Origin of the sequence: Microbacterium sp. NPDC097977, assembly GCF_040302605.1 — a bacterium.
In the GTDB taxonomy this organism is placed as follows: Bacteria; Actinomycetota; Actinomycetes; order Actinomycetales; family Microbacteriaceae; genus Microbacterium.
Genome location: NZ_JBEOUR010000003.1, coordinates 82,071 through 101,297 on the forward strand (window position 1 = coordinate 82,071; position 19,227 = coordinate 101,297).

Genomic DNA, 19,227 nt, shown 5'->3' on the forward strand with positions numbered 1-19,227 from the left:
CGGACGACGGGCGATCCGGCGTCGGTGACAGACTGGAGTCGTGGAACTGCTGACTGTGACGGATGCCGACGATCGACGCCTCGACGACTACCGCGGACTGACCGACACGGCGTTGCGCACGCGCAGCGATCCCTCGGGCGGGCTGTACATCGCCGAATCGACCAAGGTCATCGCCCGCGCGGTCGCCGCGGGCCACCGTCCGCGCTCCGTCCTCGTGCAGGAGCGCCGGGTGGAGGACATCCGCGCGATCGTGGGCGATCTGGACGTCCCCGTGTACGTCGTCCCCGATGCGGTGGCGGAGGCGGTGACCGGCTTCGCCGTGCACCGCGGCACGATCGCGTCGATGCACCGCCCGGAGCTGCCGTCGGTGCGCGAGGTGATCGAGGGCGCCTCCGTGGTGCTGATCCTCGAGAACATCGGCGATCACACCAACGTCGGCGCGGCGTTCCGGGCGGCAGCGGGCCTCGGAGCCGACGCGGTCCTCGTGTCGCCGGGCGGCGCCGACCCGCTGTACCGGCGCAGCGTGCGGGTGAGCATGGGGACCGTGTTCCAGGTGCCGTGGACGCGCATCGTCGAGTGGGATTCCGCGATCGCCGATCTGCACGCCGCCGGATTCGACATCGCGGCGCTGGCGTTGCGTGAGGACGCGGTGACGCTCGACGCCTACGTCGCAGACCGTCCCGAGCGCGTCGCTCTGGTCATGGGATCGGAGGGCGACGGACTCTCGCGGACCGTGATCGATGCGGCGGACACGATCGTCACCATCCCGATGGCCGGGGGAGTGGACTCGCTCAACGTGGCGTCCGCAGCCGCGGTCGCGCTGTGGGCCGTGACGACCTGAGCCGTCGACCCTGAGCGTCAGTCGGTGCCCGGCCGGAACATCGGCGAGGGGTCGGGCCGCTTGGCCACGATGTGGTCGCCCGACGACTGGTGGCGCAGCCGGCGCAGCACCCACGGCACGAGATGCTCACGCGCCCATCCCAGGTCTTCCGACCTGGCCTCGCGCCAGGTGCGAAGGGCCAGGGTCTCGGGCTGCAGCGACTCGAGGGAGTTCGGGACGTTGAGCGCACGCAGCACCATGCGCGCGACCTCGTGGTGGCCGAGCGCGTTGAAATGGAGACGATCGGGGTCGAAGAACCGCGCATCCTGCACGACCTTGAGCGCCCACTGGTCTGCGACGACGCAGTCGTACCGGTCGGCGATCGCGCGAACGTTCTCGTTGTAGATCGCGACCTTTCCGCGGAACGGACGGAGCACGGGGCTGAAGGCCGTGTCGACGCCCGTGAAGACGATCACCGTCGCGCCGGTGGAGGTCAGACGCGCGACGGCGTCGTCGAGCTGCTGGGCGATCGCGTCGGGGTCCGTGCCGGGGCGGATGACGTCGTTGCCGCCGGCGCAGATCGAGATGAGGTCGGGATGCAGCGCGATCGCCGGCTCGATCTGGTCGGCGACGATCTGCGCGATCAGCTTGCCGCGCACCGCGAGGTTCGCGTACGCGAAGTCGTCGACGTCGGTGGTCAGCACCTCGGCGACCCGATCGGCCCATCCCCGATGCATCCCCGGCACGTCGGGGTACGGGTCGCCGATGCCCTCGGTGAACGAGTCGCCGACGGCGACGAAGCGACGCCACGGATGGGGCGAGGGGTTGTCGACATGCGAGGTGCTCATCGGCTCCTGGTCGGTCATCCGGCTCTCCTTCATGGACGGGCGGCGACGGCGGTGGCCCTCGCGCAGTGACCGAGCCTACTCCGCTCACGCCCCGCTGATCCGGAGGCACGCGTCTCGGCGGCGCTGTCGCCGCAGTGTCGGCGGGAGCGATTATCGTTGACTCGATGCTCTCTCCGTCCTTTCCCCAGCGTGCTCCGTGGGGTACCGCCAACAAGCTGCGCGCCTGGCAGCAGGAGGCCCTCGAGCAGTACTTCCACGACGACCAGCGGGACTTCCTCGTGGCCGCGACGCCCGGTGCAGGAAAGACGACCTTCGCGCTGACGCTCGCGGTCGAGCTCATGCGCATGGGCGAGGTCAACCGCATCATCGTCGTGGCACCCACCGAGCACCTGAAGACGCAATGGGCCGACGCGGCGGCTCGCGTCCACATCAGACTCGACCCGCGTTTCCGCAACAGCCACTGGGCTCCGGCCCGGCACTATCACGGCGCGGTCGTCACCTATGCGCAGGTGGCGGCGAAGCCCTCGGTGCATCGCCATCTCACCGAAGACGCCAAGACCCTCGTCGTCCTCGACGAGGTGCACCACGGCGGCGACGCTCTGAGCTGGGGCGATGCGATCCGCGACGCCTACGGGCCCGCCACGCGGCGACTGCTCCTCTCGGGCACGCCGTTCCGCAGCGACACCGCCCCGATCCCCTTCGTCGAGTACCACCCCGACGAATCCGGTGCCCGGATCTCCCGCACCGACTACAACTACGGCTACGGCCGCGCCCTGGCCGATGGCGTCGTGCGACCGGTGCTGTTCCACATGTACGCGGGCAAGATGCGGTGGCGCACCAGCACCGGAGACGAGCTCGAGACCCATCTCGGGCAGGACAACACCAAGGACGTCACCTCCCAGGCCTGGCGGACCGCGCTCGACCCCGAAGGAGAGTGGATGCCGGCGGTGCTGTCGGCCGCGGATCGCCGCCTGACCGAGATCCGCCACCATGTGCCCGATGCGGGCGGGCTGGTGCTCGCCACCGATCAGACGGTGGCTCGTGCGTACGCCAAGATCCTGCACAGCATCACCGGACAGCAGCCGACGATCGTGCTCTCCGACGACGCCACCGCATCCGAGCGGATCGAGAAGTTCAGCGCGGGGGACCAGCGCTGGATGGTCGCCGTGCGCATGGTGTCCGAGGGCGTCGACGTGCCTCGTCTCGCGGTCGGCGTCTATGCGACCTCGTCGTCGACGCCGCTGTTCTTCGCGCAGGCCATCGGCCGCTTCGTCCGCGCGCGGCGGCGCGGTGAGGCTGCCAGCGTCTTCCTGCCGCAGGTTCCCGTGCTCATGGGGCTCGCGAACGAGATGGACAAACAGCGCGATCACGCTCTCGACCGCCAGTCCGCGGACGACGACGGGCTCGACGACTCGCTGCTGGAGAGTGCGAATCGCGAGGAGGAGACCTCGGACGCGCTGACCCAGGAGTTCAGCTATCAGGCGCTCTCCTCCGTCGCGCACTTCGATCGCGTGGTCTTCGAGGGTCAGGAGTTCGGCCAGCTGGCAGAGCCCGGCACGCCCGAGGAGGAGGAGTTCATCGGATTCCCCGGACTGCTCGAACCGGAGCATGTGCACGAGCTGCTGATGCAGCGCCAGTCCCGCCAGTCCCGTCTGCGTGAGGCACGCGAGGCCTCGGCCGCCCCGACCGAGACCTCGACCCTTCCCGCGCCCCTGCACCGCACGCTCAAGGAGCAGCGGCAGCTGCTCAACAGCCTCGTCGGGCTGTACGCCCGGCAGAAGGGCGAGCCTCACGGCGCGGTCCATGCGGAGCTGCGCCGCATCTGCGGGGGACCTGCCGTGGCGCAGGCGACCGTGACGCAGCTCCAGTCGCGCATCGACGTGCTCCGCAAGCGCGTCCGTTCCTGAGTCGGGCAGACGGGGCACGCCGCGGGGAGGACCGCGTCGTGTTCGGATCCCCGAAATGCTGGCAATCCCGCTCACAGCGCGGGTCCGCGCGGTGCGCGCGGCTAGCGTGGAACGGGCGCCACGACCGCGCGCCCGATGATCTCAGGAGCACCCATGACAGCACCCGCTGCCGCGGAACCGACCGCCGCCGACCGACGCCGTTGGGCGCGCTACCTCGTCGAGGAGCGCGCCGAGGGCCACGTGTATCGACGACTGGCCGCTCGCCGCACCGGAGAGGAGCAGCAGATCCTGCTCAGCCTCGCAGAGGCCGAGCGCCGGCATGAGCAGCACTGGCTCGATCTGCTCGGTGACGAGCCGAGACGACTGCCGCGAGCGGGCGCGCGGTCGCAGCTTCTCGGATGGATGGCCGGACGCTTCGGGTCGATCTTCGTCCTCGCTCTCGCGCAGAGCGCGGAGGCGCGCTCGCCCTACGACGAGGAGCAGTACGCGACTCCGGCGATGCGCGCCGACGAGAAGGTCCACTACGAGGTGGTCCGTGGGCTCGCCGCGCGGGGACGGCGTCGACTCTCGGGCTCGTTCCGCGCCGCGGTGTTCGGCGCGAACGACGGTCTCGTCAGCAACCTCGCTCTCGTGCTCGGCATCGGCGCGACCGGGGTGAGCTCGAGTTTCGTGCTGTTCAGCGGCGTGGCGGGTCTCCTCGCCGGCGCGCTGTCGATGGGTGCCGGGGAGTTCGTCTCGGTGCGGTCTCAGCGCGAGCTTCTCGCGGCGACGGAGGCCAACGATGACGCCGCGGACTCCGCCGGCGACCTCGACATCGACGAGAACGAGCTCGCTCTCGTCTACCGTGCGAGGGGCATCGGTCAGGATGAGGCGCTCGCGCGGGCCCGCCGCATCGTCCAGGCCGCGCAGGAGGGCGTTCGTCGCACGGCCACCGGGCCGGTGCGGGTGCACCCTGGCGACGACACCGACATCGTCGGGAGCGACTGGACGGCCGCCATCTCGAGCTTCCTGCTGTTCTCCTCCGGCGCGATCATCCCGGTGCTGCCCTGGATCTTCGGGCTCCAGGGAGCGACTGCCGTGATCGTCGCCCTCGTCCTCGTCGGCATCGCCCTGCTGTCGACCGGCGCCATGGTCGGCATCCTGTCCGGGGGGCCGCCCCTGCGTCGGGCACTGCGCCAGCTGGCGATCGGATTCGGTGCCGCCACGATCACGTATCTGCTCGGCCTGCTCTTCGGGGTGGGCGCGGTCTGAGCGGCGGATGCCGAGAGCGGTGACCGCGGCCTCATCGAGTCGCGGTCACCGCTCTCGGCACAACCCGCCGACAGAGGGCCCGGAGACAGAGGACCCGCAAACAGAAGAAGGCCCCCTCTCGGGAGCCTTCTTCATCACTGTGCGCGGAGGGGGACTTGAACCCCCACGCCCTTACGGGCACTACGACCTCAACGTAGCGCGTCTACCATTCCGCCACCCGCGCAGGTGTTGGATGTCCGTTGCCGAACGAAGATTTACATTAGCACGAGCTCGGAGGCTGTCAGAAACCGACGCCGACGCCCGGGCGCGCCACGGTGCTTCGATAGCCTGGGCTCATGACCGATCCGTCCCTGCCCGAGGTCGTCCGCATCGCGAGCGACCTGATCCGCTTCGACACCTCGAATTTCGGCGGTGGCACCGCGAACGGCGAACGCGAGGCGGCCGAGTACGTCGGCGCCTACCTGCAGTCCCTCGGACTGGAGGTCGATTACTACGAGCCGATCCCGCGGCGCACGAACGTGATGGCCCGCGTCGCCGGCCGCGACCGCAGCAGACCGGCCCTGGTGGTGCACGGGCATCTCGACGTCGTGCCGGCGATCGCGGAGGACTGGAGCGTCGACCCGTTCGCGGGCATCGTGAAGGACGGGATGCTGTGGGGCCGCGGCGCCGTGGACATGAAGAACATGAACGCCATGATCCTCACGGCCGTCGCCGACATCCTGCGTGCGGGCGAACAGCCGGAGCGCGACCTGGTGCTGGCCTTCTTCGCAGACGAGGAGAACGGCGGTGTCGAGGGCTCTGCGCTCGTCGTGCAGAACCGTCCGGACTGGTTCGCGGGCGCGACCGAGGCGATCAGCGAGGTCGGCGGATACTCGATCACCGTGGACGACAGACGCGCCTACCTGCTGCAGGTGGGCGAGAAGGCGCTGATCTGGATCCGCCTGGTCGCGAAGGGCCGCGCCGGACACGGCAGCCGCCTGCATGACGACAATGCCATCACCCGGTTGTCCGAGGCGGTGGCGGCCATCGGCCGCACCCGGTGGCCGCTGAGGCTCACACCGACCACCGAGGCGCTTCTCACGGGGCTCAGCGATCTCACCGGTCGTCCGGTCGACGACCCCGACGCGCTGGCGGCAGCGGCCGGCCCCGCCGAGGCCTTCCTGCGTTCGTCCTTCCGCACCACGACCAACCCCACCGTCCTGTCGGCGGGGTACAAGCACAACGTCATCCCGGAGACCGCCGAGGCGCTGGTCGACGTGCGAGTGATCCCCGGCACGGAGGACGACGTCCTCGCCGAGCTGCAGCAGATCGTCGGCGAGGACATCGAGATCCAGACCGTCGTGCGCGACATCGGCATGGAGACGCCCTTCGCCGGCGATCTCGTCGAGGCGATGGTGGCAGCCCTCGGGCGCAGCGATCCCGGGGTGCCGGTGATCCCGTACCTGCTCGGTGCGGGCACCGACAACAAGGCTCTCGCGTCACTCGACATCACCGGATACGGCTTCGCGCCCCTGCGACTGCCGGCAGACCTCGACTTCACGGGCATGTTCCACGGAGTCGACGAGCGCGTACCCGTAGAATCGCTTGTCTTCGGTCAGCGGGTGCTGGCCGATCTGCTGCGCACGTACTGAGCGTCCGCTCGTCGCCCGCGCACCACGATTCAGAAAGCTCCTCCATGCACCTGTTCGAAGCGCTCATCCTCGGCATCGTCCAGGGACTCACCGAGTTCCTGCCGATCTCCTCCAGCGCCCACCTGCGCATCCTCGGCACCTTCCTGCCCTCGGGCGAGGACCCCGGCGCGGCCTTCACCGCGATCACTCAGATCGGCACCGAGGCGGCCGTCGTGGTCTTCTTCTGGCGAGACATCGTGCGGATCATCGCGCAGTGGTTCCGCTCTCTCACCGGGCGGGTGCCGCGCAGCGATCCCGATGCGCGGATGGGGTGGATGATCATCATCGGCAGCATCCCGATCGTTCTTCTCGGCCTGCTCTTCCAGGATCAGATCGAGACGGTCCTCCGCTCGCTGTGGATCGTGGCGATCATGCTGATCGTCTTCGGAGTCCTGCTGGGGATCGCCGACCACGTCGGCGCCAAGCGCCGCACGCTCGACCAGCTGACCTACCCGCACGGCATCGCCTACGGGTTCGCCCAGGCGCTCGCGCTGATCCCGGGCGTCTCCCGCTCGGGCGGGACCATCACGATGGGGCTGTTCCTCGGCTACGAGCGCGCTGCGGCCGCCCGTTACGCATTCCTGCTCGCGATCCCCGCCGTCTTCGGCAGCGGCTTCTATCAGGTGTTCAAGAGCTGGGACGAGCCCTCGTTCTTCTCGTTCGGCGACACCCTCGCCGCGACCGGCATCGCCTTCGTCGTGGCCCTCGGGGTCATCGCGTTCTTCATGAACTACATCTCGAAGCGCAGCTTCCTGCCGTTCGTGATCTACCGCATCCTGCTGGGAACGGTGCTGCTGGTCCTGCTCGGCACGGGCGTCATCGCGGCGTGAACGCGCTCCCGGCGATCAGCGCTTGTGATCGCCGGGACCGTCGCCGCGGCGCTTGAGGTACCGCTCGAACGCCTGGGCGATCGCGTCACCGGAGGCATCGGGGGAGTCCCACGTGTCTCTGGTGCGCTCGAGCTGGCGGATGTACTCGGTCATGTCCTCGTCGTCGGCGGCGGCGGCGTCGATCGACGCCTCCCACGTCGCTGCCTCGGTGCGGAGATGATCCCGCGGCACGTCGACCCCGGTCAGTTCCTCGAGGCGGTCGAGCAGCGCGAGAGTGACCTTCGGGGAGGGCGTGGCCGATGCCACGTAGTGCGGAACGCTCGCCCACAGGCTCGCCGTGGGGATGCCGGCGCTCTCGGCGAAGTGCTCGAACACGCTGAGGATGCCGACCGGGCCCTCGTACAACGAGCGCTCGAGACCGTGCGCCTCACGCACCTGCTCGTTCTGACTCGACGCGAAGATCGATATGGGCCGGGTGTGAGGCACGTCCGACAGCATGGCGCCCAGCGTGACGAATCCCGTGATGTCGTCGCGCAGGGCCACGTCGATGAACTCCGCGGCGAAGGACTGCCAGGTCCGCGCCGGCTCCACACCGGTGAGCACCCAGAACTCCGGACCGGGACCGGGATTGCGCGGACGCCAGAGTCCGGCCTCGGGCCAGGTGAGCCGGCGGTGTCCTTCGGCGTCCATCTTCGTCGACGGGCGCGTGTACTGGTAGTCGAAGTACAGCTCGGGGTCGATGGAGTGCACGAGGTCGTAGTCGGTGGACTCGCGCAGAGTGGCGATCGCACCGCTGGCCGCTTCTCCGGCATCGTTCCACCCGTCGAAGGCGACGATGACGATGCGTGAACCGAGGACATCCATCGTGGGCTCCCTTCGCGAATCCGGATTCGTCATCCCTCCAGGCTAGTCCGAGCGCGCGGGGAGCGGGCGGAGCCGCGGGTAACATGGTTCGGTGAGCAGACAGCCCCGCGCGATCCTCTGGGACATGGACGGAACCCTCGTCGACACCGAACCGTACTGGATGGCGGCGGAGACCTCGCTGGTCGAGTCCTTCGGCGGCACCTGGAGCCATGAGGACGCGCTGCAGTTGGTCGGCAACGGCCTGATCGACAGCGCGATCATCCTGCAGAACGCGGGCGTCGACATGGATGCCGAGGCGATCGTGTCGCTCCTGACCGACAGAGTGCAGCACTCGCTGCGCACCCAGGGAGTGCCGTTCCGACCCGGCGCCCGCGAGCTGCTGAAGGACCTCAGATCCGTGGGAATCCCTACCGGACTCGTCACGATGTCTCTGCGTCGCATGGCCCTCAGCGTCGTCGATCTGATCGAGTTCGATGCGTTCGACATCGTGGTCGCGGGCGACGACGTCGACAATCCCAAGCCGCACCCCGAGCCCTACCTGCATGCCGCTGCTCTGCTCGACATCGACATCGCGGACGCGGTCGTCATCGAGGATTCGCCGACGGGACTGCGGGCGGGTATCGCCTCCGGTGCGGTCGCCCTCGGCGTGCCGCACATCGTCCCGCTCGAGGGCGTCGGCGCTCACGAGCTCTGGCCCACCCTCGAAGGCAGGGGTGCCGCAGACCTGGTCGACCTGTTCGACCGCAGATCCACGATGACGGGAGCCCCCCGATGACCCCCACCGGCCCACAGCGACCGAGCGGTCCCTTCCGCGAAGGCGATCGCGTGCAGCTGACCGGCCCGAAGGGCCGACTGAACACCGTCACGCTCCGGGAGGACGGCGAGCTGCACACCCACCAGGGCGTGCTGCGCCACCGCGACCTGATCGGCCTGCCCGACGGATCCGTCGTCGTGAACAGCTCCGGTCACGACTACCTCGCGCTTCGTCCCCTGCTGCGGGACTTCGCGATGTCGATGCCCCGGGGCGCGGCCATCGTCTACCCGAAGGACGCCGCGCAGATCGTGATGCAGGCGGACATCTTCCCCGGTGCCGTCGTGGTCGAGGCCGGCGTGGGTTCCGGTGCGCTGTCGCTGTCGCTGCTGCGGGCGATCGGACCCGCGGGGCGTCTCGTGTCCTTCGAGCGACGCGAGGACTTCGCCGACGTGGCCCGCAGCAACGTCGAGACCTTCTTCGGTGAGCGACCCGACACCTGGGACGTCGTGGTCGGAGACCTGGGGGAGGCCCTTCCCGATCAGTTCGCCGACGGCACGGTCGATCGCGTGGTGCTCGACATGCTCGCCCCGTGGGAGTGCATGGACGTCGTCGCCGACGCGCTCACCCCTGGCGGGGTCGTGCTCTGCTACGTCGCGACCGCCACGCAGCTCTCGCGCGTCGCGGAGTACGTCCGCAGCACCGGACTGTTCACCGAGCCTGAGGCATCGGAGACGATGGTGCGCGGCTGGCACGTCGAAGGGCTCGCGGTCCGGCCCGATCACCGGATGGTCGCGCACACCGGCTTCCTCATCACCGCGCGCCGCCTCGCTCCCGGAGCCGTGGCGCCTCAGGTCAAGCGTCGAGCCTCGAAGAGCAGCTACGGCGATGCGGATGTCGAGCAGTGGACCCCCGGGGCCGTCGGCGATCGCGAGATCAACGACAAGAATCTCCGCAAGCGAGCCCGCGAAGCCGCCAAGGCCGCGCAAGGTGCGCGCCTCGCCTCCGGTTCGCGCGACGTCGAGCCCCCGACGGAATAGAGTGGAGCGCGTGCGTAAAACGTCCGCCGTTCTGGCCACACTCAGCCTCGCCGTCCTCGCTCTCTCCGGATGCGCTGCGGCGCCGTCCTTCGCCGGCGCGACCTGCGATCGCGACGCGGCATCGACCGCGTCCGTCGCGGATTCGGTCACGGTCGAGGGCGACATCGGCGACGCACCCGACGTCAAGGTCTTCGCGCCGGTGAAGGCGAAAGAGTCCGGATTCGCCGATGTGGTGACGGGCGACGGGCGTGTGCTCACCTCGACGTCGCAGCCGATGGTGCTCGACATCTCGTTCTACGGTGGCGAGGACGGGAAGCAGATCTACGCGTCCGAGTACAACGGCGACGCCAGCCGCGTGCACAGCATCTCGTACTGGGCCGAGCGCTCCCCGGGACTCGAAGCGGTCCTGGAGTGCGCGACCGGCGGCAGCCGCGTCGTGGCGACGCTGACCCCCGAGGACTTCGGCCCGAACAACGTCGAGGCCTTCGGGCTCGCCGACGACGAGAACGTCGTCGCGGTCATCGACGTCCTCGATGTGTACCGGGCCCGCGCCGAGGGTGCATCGCAGTTCAACGACGCCCGTGGCATGCCGACGGTGGTGCGTGCACCCGACGGCACCCCCGGCGTGATCATCCCGGACAGCGCCGCACCGACGTCCGCCCAGAAGCAGACGCTCATCAAGGGCGACGGCGAGAAGGTCGAGAAGGGCTCGACGATCGTGACGAACATCATGGCCGTGGGCTGGGACGACAAGACCGTCTCCACCACCACCTGGGGGGCCGAGCCGAACATCGGTCTCGCCGCCAAGGAGCTCGTCGGTGCGACGGTCGGATCGCAGGTGCTGGTCGTCGCGCCCGCCGCCGACGGCAACCCCGCCACCGCCATCGTCGTAGACATCCTCGGTATCGTCCCCGTCCCGGCTCCGTGATGGCTGCCCGTATCCCCGCGGAGGAGCGCCTGACGAACCTCGTCGTGGCGCTCATGGCCACGGAGATCGGGCTCACCAAGCAGCAGATCCTCGACAACGTCTCGGGGTATCGACAGCGCGCCCATGCGGGCGTGCGCGCCGATGCGCTCGAGAAGATGTTCGAACGGGACAAGGACGAGCTCCGGACGCTCGGCGTGCCCGTCGAGACGATCGGCGACCAGGCCGATCCCCACGATCTCCGTGAAGCCCGCTACCGCATTCCGCAGGCGGAATACGATCTGCCCGGCGACATCGAGTTCACACCGGCCGAGCTCGCCGTGCTGCAGCTCGCCGGCAGTGTGTGGAGTGCGGAGTCGGCGTCGGGCGATGCGAAGGCCGGCGTCCGCAAGATCCGGGCGCTCGGCATCGACGGCGATGAGCCGATCATCGGTTTCGCGCCGCGCATCACCGCCCGGGATGCCGCGTTCGCCCCGTTGCAGGACGCGATCGAGAAGAGCCGCGTCGTGACGTTCGACTACCTGAAGCCCGGTGAGGATGCGTCGCGCCGACGCAGCATCCGTCCGCTCGCCCTCGTCGACTACGAGGCGCGCTGGCACGTGTTCGGCGTCGATGTCGACATCGAGGAGGACCGGATGTTCCTGCTGAGCAGGATCGTCGGAGACGTGAGGATCACCGCCACGACCTTCGATGCGGCACTCCGCGAAGGCGCGGGGGAGCGGGCCCTGCGGGGACTCCAGGACGTCGCCGCGCAGAACTCCGCGCTGCTCGAGGTCACACCGGGAACCGAGGCGTCCCTGCGTCTCGGACGCCGGGCCCGGCCCGCCCCCACGCAGGGGATCCTCGTGCCGTTCGTCGACCTGCACATCCTCGCCGACGAGATCGCGTCGTACGGCCCCGAGGTGCGCGTGGTCGAGCCTGCCGCCCTCAGGGACGCCGTCGTCCACCGGCTGCGTGCCGTGGTCGACACGAACGCGGAGATCGGAGCGACGCGATGAGCGCACAGCCGAAGCCGCTGCTCGCCTCCGACAGGGTCCGGCTCTACCTGACTCTCGTCCCGTACCTGCTCGAGCACGGACAGGTGTCCCTCGCCGAGGCCGCCGAGGAGTTCGGCGTGACGCCCGCCGAGATGCGCCAGATGGTCGAGAAGCTGACCGTGATCGGGCTGCCCGGCGATTCGGGTTTCTGGCAGCAGCCGCAGGAGATGTTCGACATCAATTGGGACCTCCTGGACGAGGAGGACGTCATCGAGATCACGAACGACGTCGCCCTCCGCCGCGTTCCGCGGTTCACCGCTCGCGAGGCCGCCGCTCTCCTCGCCGGACTGCAGATGGTCGCCGCCGTGCCCGCCGTGTCCGACTCCGGCCTGGTCTCCGGGCTCATCTCGAAGCTGTCCCGTGGTGCGGCCGACGCGCCTGCCGAGGTCGTGGTCGCGCCCAGCGCGGTCGACGAGGTCCGTCAGGTGGTCTCCCGAGGCGTCCAGAAGGGCGTCGCCGTCTCCTTCACCTATCAGGCGCCGGATGCCGCGCCCACGACACGCACGGTCGACCCCGTGCAGGTGATCATCACGAACGCGCAGTGGTATCTCCAGGGGTGGTGCCACACCCGGGAGGCGATGCGCACCTTCCATCTCGATCGCGTGAGCGATGCGCGACTCACCGAGATCCCGATCACTCACGCGGGGGAGCACGTCCCCGAGGCGTTCTCTGCCGTCGACGACGAGGGCGAGGTGCGCGTGCGCGTGCCCGAGCGCGTCGCGCCGCTCCTGGGTGACTTCCTCACGGCGGACAACGTCGAGATCCGCGACGGAATCGTCACCGCGCGGCTCCACCTCGCCGACCCCCGCGGGATCAAGAGACTCGCCGCAAGGTTCGGCGGGGCGCTCGAAGTGGTGGACCCGGGGATCGCCCGCACGGCCGCTCGGGAATGGGCGGACGCGGGACTCGCGCTGTATCGCCACCCGGACGGCGACAACGCCGGTTAGACTGGCACGAAACGACGAAGGAGAATCATGGGCGCTTTCGGTTGGCCACATCTGCTGATCATCCTCGCCGTCATCCTGCTGCTCTTCGGTGCTGCGAAGCTGCCGGCACTGGCGAAGAGCCTCGGACAGTCCGCCCGGGTGTTCAAGGGCGAGATGAAGGCGATGAAGAACGAGGACGCGACGGACGCCGCGGAACCGGTCGCACCGACGCCTGCGGCCACCGTCGCAGACACCACGGTCACGGCTCGCGACACCGATCCGGGTCAGCCTCCTCGATCCGCATAGGTCGTGTCCGCTCTCGATTCCGCCGACCAGGAGGCCCCCGGTCGCGACAGGCGGATGTCTCTCGGCGCGCATCTGGTCGAACTGCGTAAGAGACTGTTCATCGCGGCCGGCGCGCTCGTCGTCGGCATGATCGTCGCCTTCATCGTGACCGAGCCGATCATCGAGCTGCTCTCCGTGCCCATCCGGACCATCGCCGCCGAGGCGGGACGGGAGTACACGGGACTGAACTTCACCACCGTGACGAGTGGCTTCGACCTCCGCATGCGCATCGCCTTCGCGATCGGTCTCCTGATCTCCGCGCCCGTCTGGCTGTGGCAGGTCTGGGCCTTCGTGATGCCCGGCCTCACGAAGAAGGAGACCCAGTACACCTGGGGCTTTCTCGGCGCCGCCGTCCCGCTCTTCTTCGGCGGCTGCACGGTCGCGTTCTTCGTGCTCCCGCACGTGATCGAGATCATGGCCGGCTTCGTGCCGAAGGGCATGGCCCAGTTCTTCGACTACGCGATCTACTACGACTTCGTCTTCAAGTTCCTGTTGGTGCTCGGCATCGCATTCGTCCTCCCCGTGTTCCTCGTCGCGCTCAACCTCGCGGGCATCGTGTCGGGCCGCGACATCCTCAAGGGCTGGCGTGTCGCAATCCTGGTCTGCACGGTGTTCGCCGCGGTGACCACGCCTCCCGCGGATGTGTTCTCGATGCTGCTGCTGATGGGGTCGATGATCGTGCTCTACTTCGCCGCGACGCTGATCTCGATGCTGTTCGATCGTCGCAAACGCAAGCGCGATGAGGCCGCAGGCATCACGCCAGTGACCGCATGAGCTCTCCGTCGGAGCGATACGCGGCCGCGCGGCAGGCATCCGGCCACCCGGCGACGGCGGCGTTCGCCGCCCGGCAGCGGTTCGACCTCGACCCGTTCCAGATCGAGGGCTGTCATGCGCTCGAAGACGGCAGCAGTGTGCTCGTCGCCGCGCCGACGGGCGCCGGGAAGACGATCGTCGGCGAGTTCGCGATCCACCTCGCCATGCAGACGCCGCGCGACAAGGCGTTCTACACGACGCCGATGAAGGCGCTCTCGAATCAGAAGTTCCGCGAGCTCGTCGAGGTGTACGGCGCCGACGACGTCGGTCTGCTCACCGGTGACACCAACATCAACGGCAACGCGCGGATCGTCGTGATGACGACCGAGGTGCTGCGCAACATGATCTACGCGGATTCCGCCGCGCTGCGCGACCTGCGCTACGTCGTCATGGACGAAGTCCACTACCTCGCCGACCGGTTCCGAGGGGCGGTGTGGGAAGAGGTGATCATCCATCTTCCGGCGCACGTGCGCCTCGTGTCCCTGAGTGCCACCGTCTCGAATGCCGAGGAGTTCGGCGACTGGCTCGACACCGTGCGCGGCGACACCGAGGTCGTGGTCTCCGAGATCCGCCCCGTGCCCTTGGAGCAGCACGTCCTCGTCCGCGACGACCTGCTGCCGCTGTTCGACGACCGCGCGGGCATCGCCACCGCGCAGGTGAACCAGGAGCTGATGCGCATCCGCTCGTTCACCGGTTCGAACTACGACAACAACCGCGACGCGCAGTCGTACCGCAGCAATCGGCACGCGGGTAGGCAGGCGCAGCGCCCTCCACGCGGCGGGCGCCGTCCCGTGCGTGCGGCGAACGTGCGACGCATCGAGCGGATGGATCGACCCGACGTCATCCGTCTGCTCGAGCGCTCCAACCTCCTCCCCGCGATCTTCTTCATCTTCAGCCGCGTCGGCTGCGATGCGGCCGTGCAGCAGGTGCGTCGATCGGGGGTGCGCCTGACGACCGCTGAGGAGCGCGTCGAGATCCGTGCCATCGTCGAAGAGCGCACACGGTCACTGCAGGACGAGGACCTCGGAGTGCTCGGGTACTGGGAGTGGCTGGACAACCTCGAACGCGGCGTCGCCTCGCATCATGCCGGTCTGCTCCCCGCCTTCAAGGAGGTCGTCGAAGACCTCTTCAAGCGCAAGCTCGTGAAGGTCGTCTTCGCGACGGAGACCCTCGCGCTCGGCATCAACATGCCGGCACGCACCGTCGTCCTCGAGAAGATGGAGAAGTTCAACGGCGAAGCGCGCGTGGCCATCACCTCGGGGGAGTACACGCAGCTGACCGGCCGCGCCGGCAGACGCGGCATCGATGTCGAAGGTCATGCGGTGGTGCAGTGGACCGAGGGGATGGATCCGCAGGCGGTCGCGGCGCTCGCCTCGCGCCGCACGTATCCGCTGAACTCCAGCTTCCGACCGACCTACAACATGGCCGTCAACCTGATCGACCTGTTCGGCAAGGTGCGCGCGCGCCAGATCCTGGAGTCCTCGTTCGCACAGTTCCAGGCCGATCGCGCGGTGGTCGGGCTCGCCCGACAGGTCCGTGAGGCCGAGGAGTCGCTCGAGGGATACCGGGCGGCGATGGCCTGCGACCACGGCGACTTCCTCGACTACGCGTCGATCCGCCGTGAGCTCAGCGACCTCGAGAAGAAGAACCGCCAGGACGCGAATGCGCCGCGGGCATCGCGCGACAAGCGCATGAAGCAGATCCAGAGCCTCCGGAACAGGATGCAGCGCCACGGCTGCCACCGGTGCCCCGATCGCGAAGCGCACGCGCGTTGGGCCGAACGGTACTGGAAGCTCAAGCGGCAGACCGATCGCACGCGCCGCCAGATCGAGACGAGGACGGGGACGGTCGCGCGGGTCTTCGACCGCGTCGTCGAGGTCCTCGAGACCCTGGACTACCTCCAGCGCGACGAGGACGACGTGACGACGCTCACGGATGCCGGACGCACGATGCGCCGCATCTACGGGGAGCGCGACCTGCTCGTGGCGGAGTCGCTCCGCCAGGGCCTGTGGAACACGCTGGATGCGCCGTCACTCGCCGCCATGGCCTGCTGTCTCGTGTACGAGCCGCGGCGCGACGAGGCGAACGCGGGGGAGCGGGACCTGCCCCGGGGGGCCTTCCGCACCGCCTACGAGAAGACCACCACGCTCTGGGCGGAACTCGACGACCTCGAGAAGGACCACCACCTTCCGGGATCCGAGCCTCTTGCTGCCGGGCTCGCCGGTGCGATGCACTCCTGGGCCCGCGGCGGGATGCTCGACCGCGTCCTCGTCGATGCGGACATGGCCGCCGGTGACTTCGTGCGCTGGGCCAAGCAGACCATCGATCTGCTCGACCAGCTCTCGATCGTGGCTGAGGACGGCACGTTGGCGCGTACCGCTCGAACCGCGCTCGACGGCGTCCGCAGGGGCATCGTCGCGTACTCCTCGATGTGAGAACTGGATAGATGACCGATCTCCCCGCGCGACAGCGCCCTCTGCTGCCCCTGTCTCTCGCACTTCCCGCGGCCGCGGCAGCAGCGCTCCTGATGGATCTCTCCTATCCGGACGTCGCGGTGTGGGCACTCGCGTTCCCCGCCACGGCGCTGCTTCTCGTCGCCCTCATCGGTCGTCGGGCCGGGGGAGCGCTGCTCGTCGGCGCCGTGTACGGCATCCTCTTCTTCGCCCTGCTCGTGTCATGGACCTCGCGCTATCTCGGTCCGATCCCGTGGGGTGCGCTGAGCGTGCTCGAGGGGATGCTGACCGCGCTGGCGCTCATCCTGATCACGCTGGCCTACCGCTGGATACCGCGGGTGTCATCCCACCCTGCGGTGCGGTTGCTGATGCTCCCCGCGGTCGTGGCGGCCCTGTGGGTCGGTCGTGAGCTGTTCGTCGGCACCTGGCCCTACGGTGGGTTCCCGTGGGCGCGTCTGGGGATGAGTCAGGCCGAGAGTCCGCTGGCGCCGGTCACATCGTGGGTCGGAGTGAGCGGTCTCAGCTTCCTGATGGTGTTCCTGGTCGCGGTGCTCATCGAGACCGTGCGCCTACGGGTGTGGAAGCGCCCGACCGCTCTCATCGCCCCGGTGATTGTCACGGTCGTGCTGCTTCTCACGCCGCTCTTCCCGACCACGGACAGCGGGACGATGCGCATTGCCGCCGTGCAGGGGAACGGGCCCAGCGGGTACTTCGATCAGCGCGAGCCGTACTCGATCGTCCAGGCGCAGACGGATGCGACGGAACCGCTGTACGGCGAGGACGTCGATCTCCTGGTCTGGCCGGAGGGTTCGCTGGACCTCGATCCGTTCCGCTCCGACACGCTCGCGCGGCGGATGTCCCTCGTCGCCACACGGATCGGCGCCCCGTTGCTCGCCAACGCCCCCACCGAGCGGAAGGGCCTGTACTACAACACCTCGATGCTGTGGCAGCAGGACGGCACCGCCGAGCAGATCCACGACAAGCGCCACCCGGTGCCCTTCGGCGAGTATGTGCCGGACCGTCCGGTCTTCAACGCCCTCGCCCCCGATCTGATCGGTCTCATCCAACGGGACTACACGCCAGGATCCAACTCTCCGGTGATCGACGTCGACGGCGTGGCCGTCGGCCTCGCGATCTGCTTCGACGTCATCTACGACGACGTGATCTACGACGGCCTCGCGCAGGGTGCCGAAGTACTTGTCCTGCAGACGAACAACGCGGACTTCCGCGGTACGGATGAGAATCTGCAACAGCTGGCGTTCGCGCGCATGCGTGCGATGGAGACGGGGCGCAGCGTCGTGAACATCTCGACGGTGGGCACCAGTCAGGTGATCCGCCCGGACGGCTCGACGGTGTCGAGCCTGGATGCAGGAAAGGCCGGAGCGCTGCTCGAGGATGTCGAGCTGCGTTCCGGCCTGACGGCTGGCGTGGTCCTGGGACCGTGGATCCAGCAGCTGCTGCTGTGGGGCGGGATCGGCGCGCTGCTGTTCGGGTGGCTGCGCGCCCGGCGACCCTAGGCGCCGATCTTCTCGCGGGTCGGGTCTTCTCCGGCGCCGCGGCGGGCGCGGATGAAGGCGAGGCGCTCCTCGAGGAGCTCCTCGAGCTCGGCCCGGCTGCGACGCTCCAGCAGCATGTCCCAGTGCGTACGCGCGGCCTTCTCGTCGGTGGCGTCGAGCGTGACGGCCTTGCCGTCGATGCTCAGGCGTGCCTCTGCTCCACAGGCGCGGCACTCCCAGGTCTGCGGCGGCTCCGCGTCCGCCGAGAACATGAGGTTCGTGACATGGGCGCAGGTGTCACAGATGTAGGTGGTTTCACGGCGCTCCATGAAGACGACGCCCTCTTCGCTCTGTAGGCTCTGGGCGCCGAGTCGGATGCCGCGTAGGCTGCGATCTGCCATTGTGTGGTCCTCTCGTCGTGTCAGGTATAACGCTCCAGCCTGTGCGCTTCATCCACAGGAGCGGGTTCTCGGCGCTATTCACAGCGGAGTCCCAGCGCCGAAGGCGGGCCACGGCGTGGCGCGCTCAGCCGCCGATGAGGTCGAGCGCGACGTCTGCGCGATCCGAGACGAGGCCGTCCACCCCTGCGTCGAGAAGCCGTCGCATGTCGGCCGGATCGTTCACCGTCCAGACGTGGACCTCGACACCGTGCCGCCGCGCGGCACGCAGCAGGGCGGGGGTGAGGATGAGAAGACCGCGGTGGCGTTCGGGGATCTGCAGGGCATCGATGTCGCGAAGCACCCGCGCGGGGGAGAGACGGAGCGCCGAGAGCATCCGCACCGTGGCGATCACGCCGCTGCCCGCGGACGTCGCGGGGCGCAGAGCGGCACCTGCGCGACGCACAGCGGCGACGGTGGCTCGTCGACGCGCATCCGAGAAGCTCGTCACGAGCACGCGGTGCGTGTGGTTCGTCAGGGTCGGCCCCAGAGCGACCACCGCGGCGTCGGTCTTGACGTCGATGTTGAAACGGGTGGTGGGGAAGGAATCGAGGGCGTCCGCCACGGTGAGCAGCCCGCCATGCTCCGAGAGGATACGCGCCAGTTCCCGCGTCCGCACGTCACTCACGGCACGAGGATCGCCGGCGAGTCGGAGCAGGGTCGCATCGTGGAAGAGCACGACATCGCCGTCGGAGGTGACCTGACAGTCGGTCTCGATGTACTCCGCCCCTGCGGCATGTGCCGCGGCGAAGGCGGCCGCGGAGTTGTCCCACACACCGGAGTCCTCGCCCGCCGCGGTGATCAGACCGCGGTG

The 19,227-nt window shown here is 68.9% G+C and carries 18 protein-coding genes and 1 tRNA gene; 14 read left to right on the forward strand and 5 right to left on the reverse strand.

The genetic code is table 11. From position 1 onward, the window contains the following. The first annotated feature begins 40 nt into the window (after positions 1-40). On the forward strand, positions 41-841 hold the full coding sequence (locus ABTZ43_RS01620; RefSeq protein ID WP_350537619.1) for a TrmH family RNA methyltransferase: 801 nt from the start codon (positions 41-43) through the stop codon (positions 839-841). 17 nt (positions 842-858) lie between these two features. On the opposite strand, the gene ABTZ43_RS01625 is transcribed toward ABTZ43_RS01620, so the two are convergent. Continuing rightward, on the reverse strand, positions 859-1,686 hold the full coding sequence (locus ABTZ43_RS01625) for an SGNH/GDSL hydrolase family protein (RefSeq protein ID WP_056417394.1): 828 nt from the start codon (positions 1,684-1,686) through the stop codon (positions 859-861). 146 nt (positions 1,687-1,832) lie between these two features. Between ABTZ43_RS01625 and ABTZ43_RS01630 the strand changes: the two genes are divergently transcribed. Together ABTZ43_RS01630 and ABTZ43_RS01635 are read left to right on the forward strand one after the other, a co-directional pair. After that, the gene (locus ABTZ43_RS01630) at positions 1,833-3,575 is read left to right on the forward strand and encodes a DEAD/DEAH box helicase (RefSeq protein WP_149423069.1); all 1,743 of its coding nucleotides are present in this window, start codon (positions 1,833-1,835) and stop codon (positions 3,573-3,575) included. A 153-nt stretch (positions 3,576-3,728) separates the two neighbouring features. Further along, the gene (locus tag ABTZ43_RS01635) at positions 3,729-4,826 is read left to right on the forward strand and encodes a VIT1/CCC1 transporter family protein (protein ID WP_350537620.1); all 1,098 of its coding nucleotides are present in this window, start codon (positions 3,729-3,731) and stop codon (positions 4,824-4,826) included. Between the two features lie 140 nt (positions 4,827-4,966). Here the strand turns inward: ABTZ43_RS01635 and ABTZ43_RS01640 are convergent. Next, positions 4,967-5,049 (reverse strand) — tRNA-Leu (locus ABTZ43_RS01640). A gap of 112 nt (positions 5,050-5,161) precedes the next feature. Between ABTZ43_RS01640 and ABTZ43_RS01645 the strand changes: the two genes are divergently transcribed. Both ABTZ43_RS01645 and ABTZ43_RS01650 read left to right on the forward strand, forming a co-directional pair. Next, positions 5,162-6,457: a M20/M25/M40 family metallo-hydrolase gene (locus ABTZ43_RS01645; protein ID WP_350537621.1), complete on the forward strand. Its 1,296-nt coding sequence runs from the start codon at positions 5,162-5,164 to the stop codon at positions 6,455-6,457. 44 nt (positions 6,458-6,501) lie between these two features. Beyond that, positions 6,502-7,326, forward strand: a complete 825-nt coding sequence (locus ABTZ43_RS01650) for an undecaprenyl-diphosphate phosphatase (protein WP_314094372.1) — start codon at positions 6,502-6,504, stop codon at positions 7,324-7,326. Between the two features lie 15 nt (positions 7,327-7,341). Here ABTZ43_RS01650 and ABTZ43_RS01655 read toward each other — a convergent pair whose 3' ends face one another. Next, positions 7,342-8,190: a PAC2 family protein gene (locus ABTZ43_RS01655; RefSeq protein ID WP_056417406.1), complete on the reverse strand. Its 849-nt coding sequence runs from the start codon at positions 8,188-8,190 to the stop codon at positions 7,342-7,344. Positions 8,191-8,281: 91 nt separating this feature from the next. Between ABTZ43_RS01655 and ABTZ43_RS01660 the strand changes: the two genes are divergently transcribed. The 9 genes from ABTZ43_RS01660 to lnt are packed head-to-tail and all read left to right on the forward strand — an operon-like array spanning position 8,282 to position 17,997. Beyond that, positions 8,282-8,965 (forward strand): HAD family hydrolase, encoded by a 684-nt coding sequence (locus ABTZ43_RS01660; RefSeq protein ID WP_350537622.1) that lies wholly within the window; start codon positions 8,282-8,284, stop codon positions 8,963-8,965. Further along, positions 8,962-9,981: a tRNA (adenine-N1)-methyltransferase gene (locus ABTZ43_RS01665; RefSeq protein ID WP_045255142.1), complete on the forward strand. Its 1,020-nt coding sequence runs from the start codon at positions 8,962-8,964 to the stop codon at positions 9,979-9,981. Before ABTZ43_RS01660 ends, ABTZ43_RS01665 begins: the two co-directional genes overlap by 4 nt. 10 nt (positions 9,982-9,991) lie before the next feature. Further along, positions 9,992-10,909 (forward strand): hypothetical protein, encoded by a 918-nt coding sequence (locus ABTZ43_RS01670; protein ID WP_056419522.1) that lies wholly within the window; start codon positions 9,992-9,994, stop codon positions 10,907-10,909. Further along, the gene (locus ABTZ43_RS01675; protein ID WP_056417413.1) at positions 10,909-11,904 is read left to right on the forward strand and encodes a helix-turn-helix transcriptional regulator; all 996 of its coding nucleotides are present in this window, start codon (positions 10,909-10,911) and stop codon (positions 11,902-11,904) included. The genes ABTZ43_RS01670 and ABTZ43_RS01675 overlap by 1 nt, the downstream gene beginning before the upstream one ends. Then, positions 11,901-12,890, forward strand: a complete 990-nt coding sequence (locus tag ABTZ43_RS01680; protein WP_149423062.1) for a helix-turn-helix transcriptional regulator — start codon at positions 11,901-11,903, stop codon at positions 12,888-12,890. Before ABTZ43_RS01675 ends, ABTZ43_RS01680 begins: the two co-directional genes overlap by 4 nt. Positions 12,891-12,917: 27 nt before the next feature. After that, the gene (gene tatA / locus ABTZ43_RS01685; RefSeq protein ID WP_045255139.1) at positions 12,918-13,175 is read left to right on the forward strand and encodes a Sec-independent protein translocase subunit TatA; all 258 of its coding nucleotides are present in this window, start codon (positions 12,918-12,920) and stop codon (positions 13,173-13,175) included. Between the two features lie 54 nt (positions 13,176-13,229). After that, positions 13,230-13,988 (forward strand): twin-arginine translocase subunit TatC, encoded by a 759-nt coding sequence (gene tatC, locus ABTZ43_RS01690; RefSeq protein WP_045255621.1) that lies wholly within the window; start codon positions 13,230-13,232, stop codon positions 13,986-13,988. Further along, entirely contained in the window at positions 13,985-16,462 is a 2,478-nt protein-coding gene (locus ABTZ43_RS01695; protein ID WP_350537623.1) for a DEAD/DEAH box helicase, read from the forward strand. Before tatC ends, ABTZ43_RS01695 begins: the two co-directional genes overlap by 4 nt. Before the next feature lie 11 nt (positions 16,463-16,473). Beyond that, a complete protein-coding gene (gene lnt, locus ABTZ43_RS01700) occupies positions 16,474-17,997 on the forward strand; it encodes an apolipoprotein N-acyltransferase (protein WP_350537624.1) in 1,524 nt (507 codons plus the stop codon). On the opposite strand, the gene ABTZ43_RS01705 is transcribed toward lnt, so the two are convergent. Beyond that, entirely contained in the window at positions 17,994-18,377 is a 384-nt protein-coding gene (locus tag ABTZ43_RS01705) for an RNA polymerase-binding protein RbpA (RefSeq protein ID WP_056417426.1), read from the reverse strand. The genes lnt and ABTZ43_RS01705 overlap by 4 nt on opposite strands. A gap of 124 nt (positions 18,378-18,501) precedes the next feature. Beyond that, the coding region (locus tag ABTZ43_RS01710) for a glycerophosphodiester phosphodiesterase family protein (protein ID WP_350537625.1) at positions 18,502-19,227 on the reverse strand (726 nt) is incomplete at its 5' end.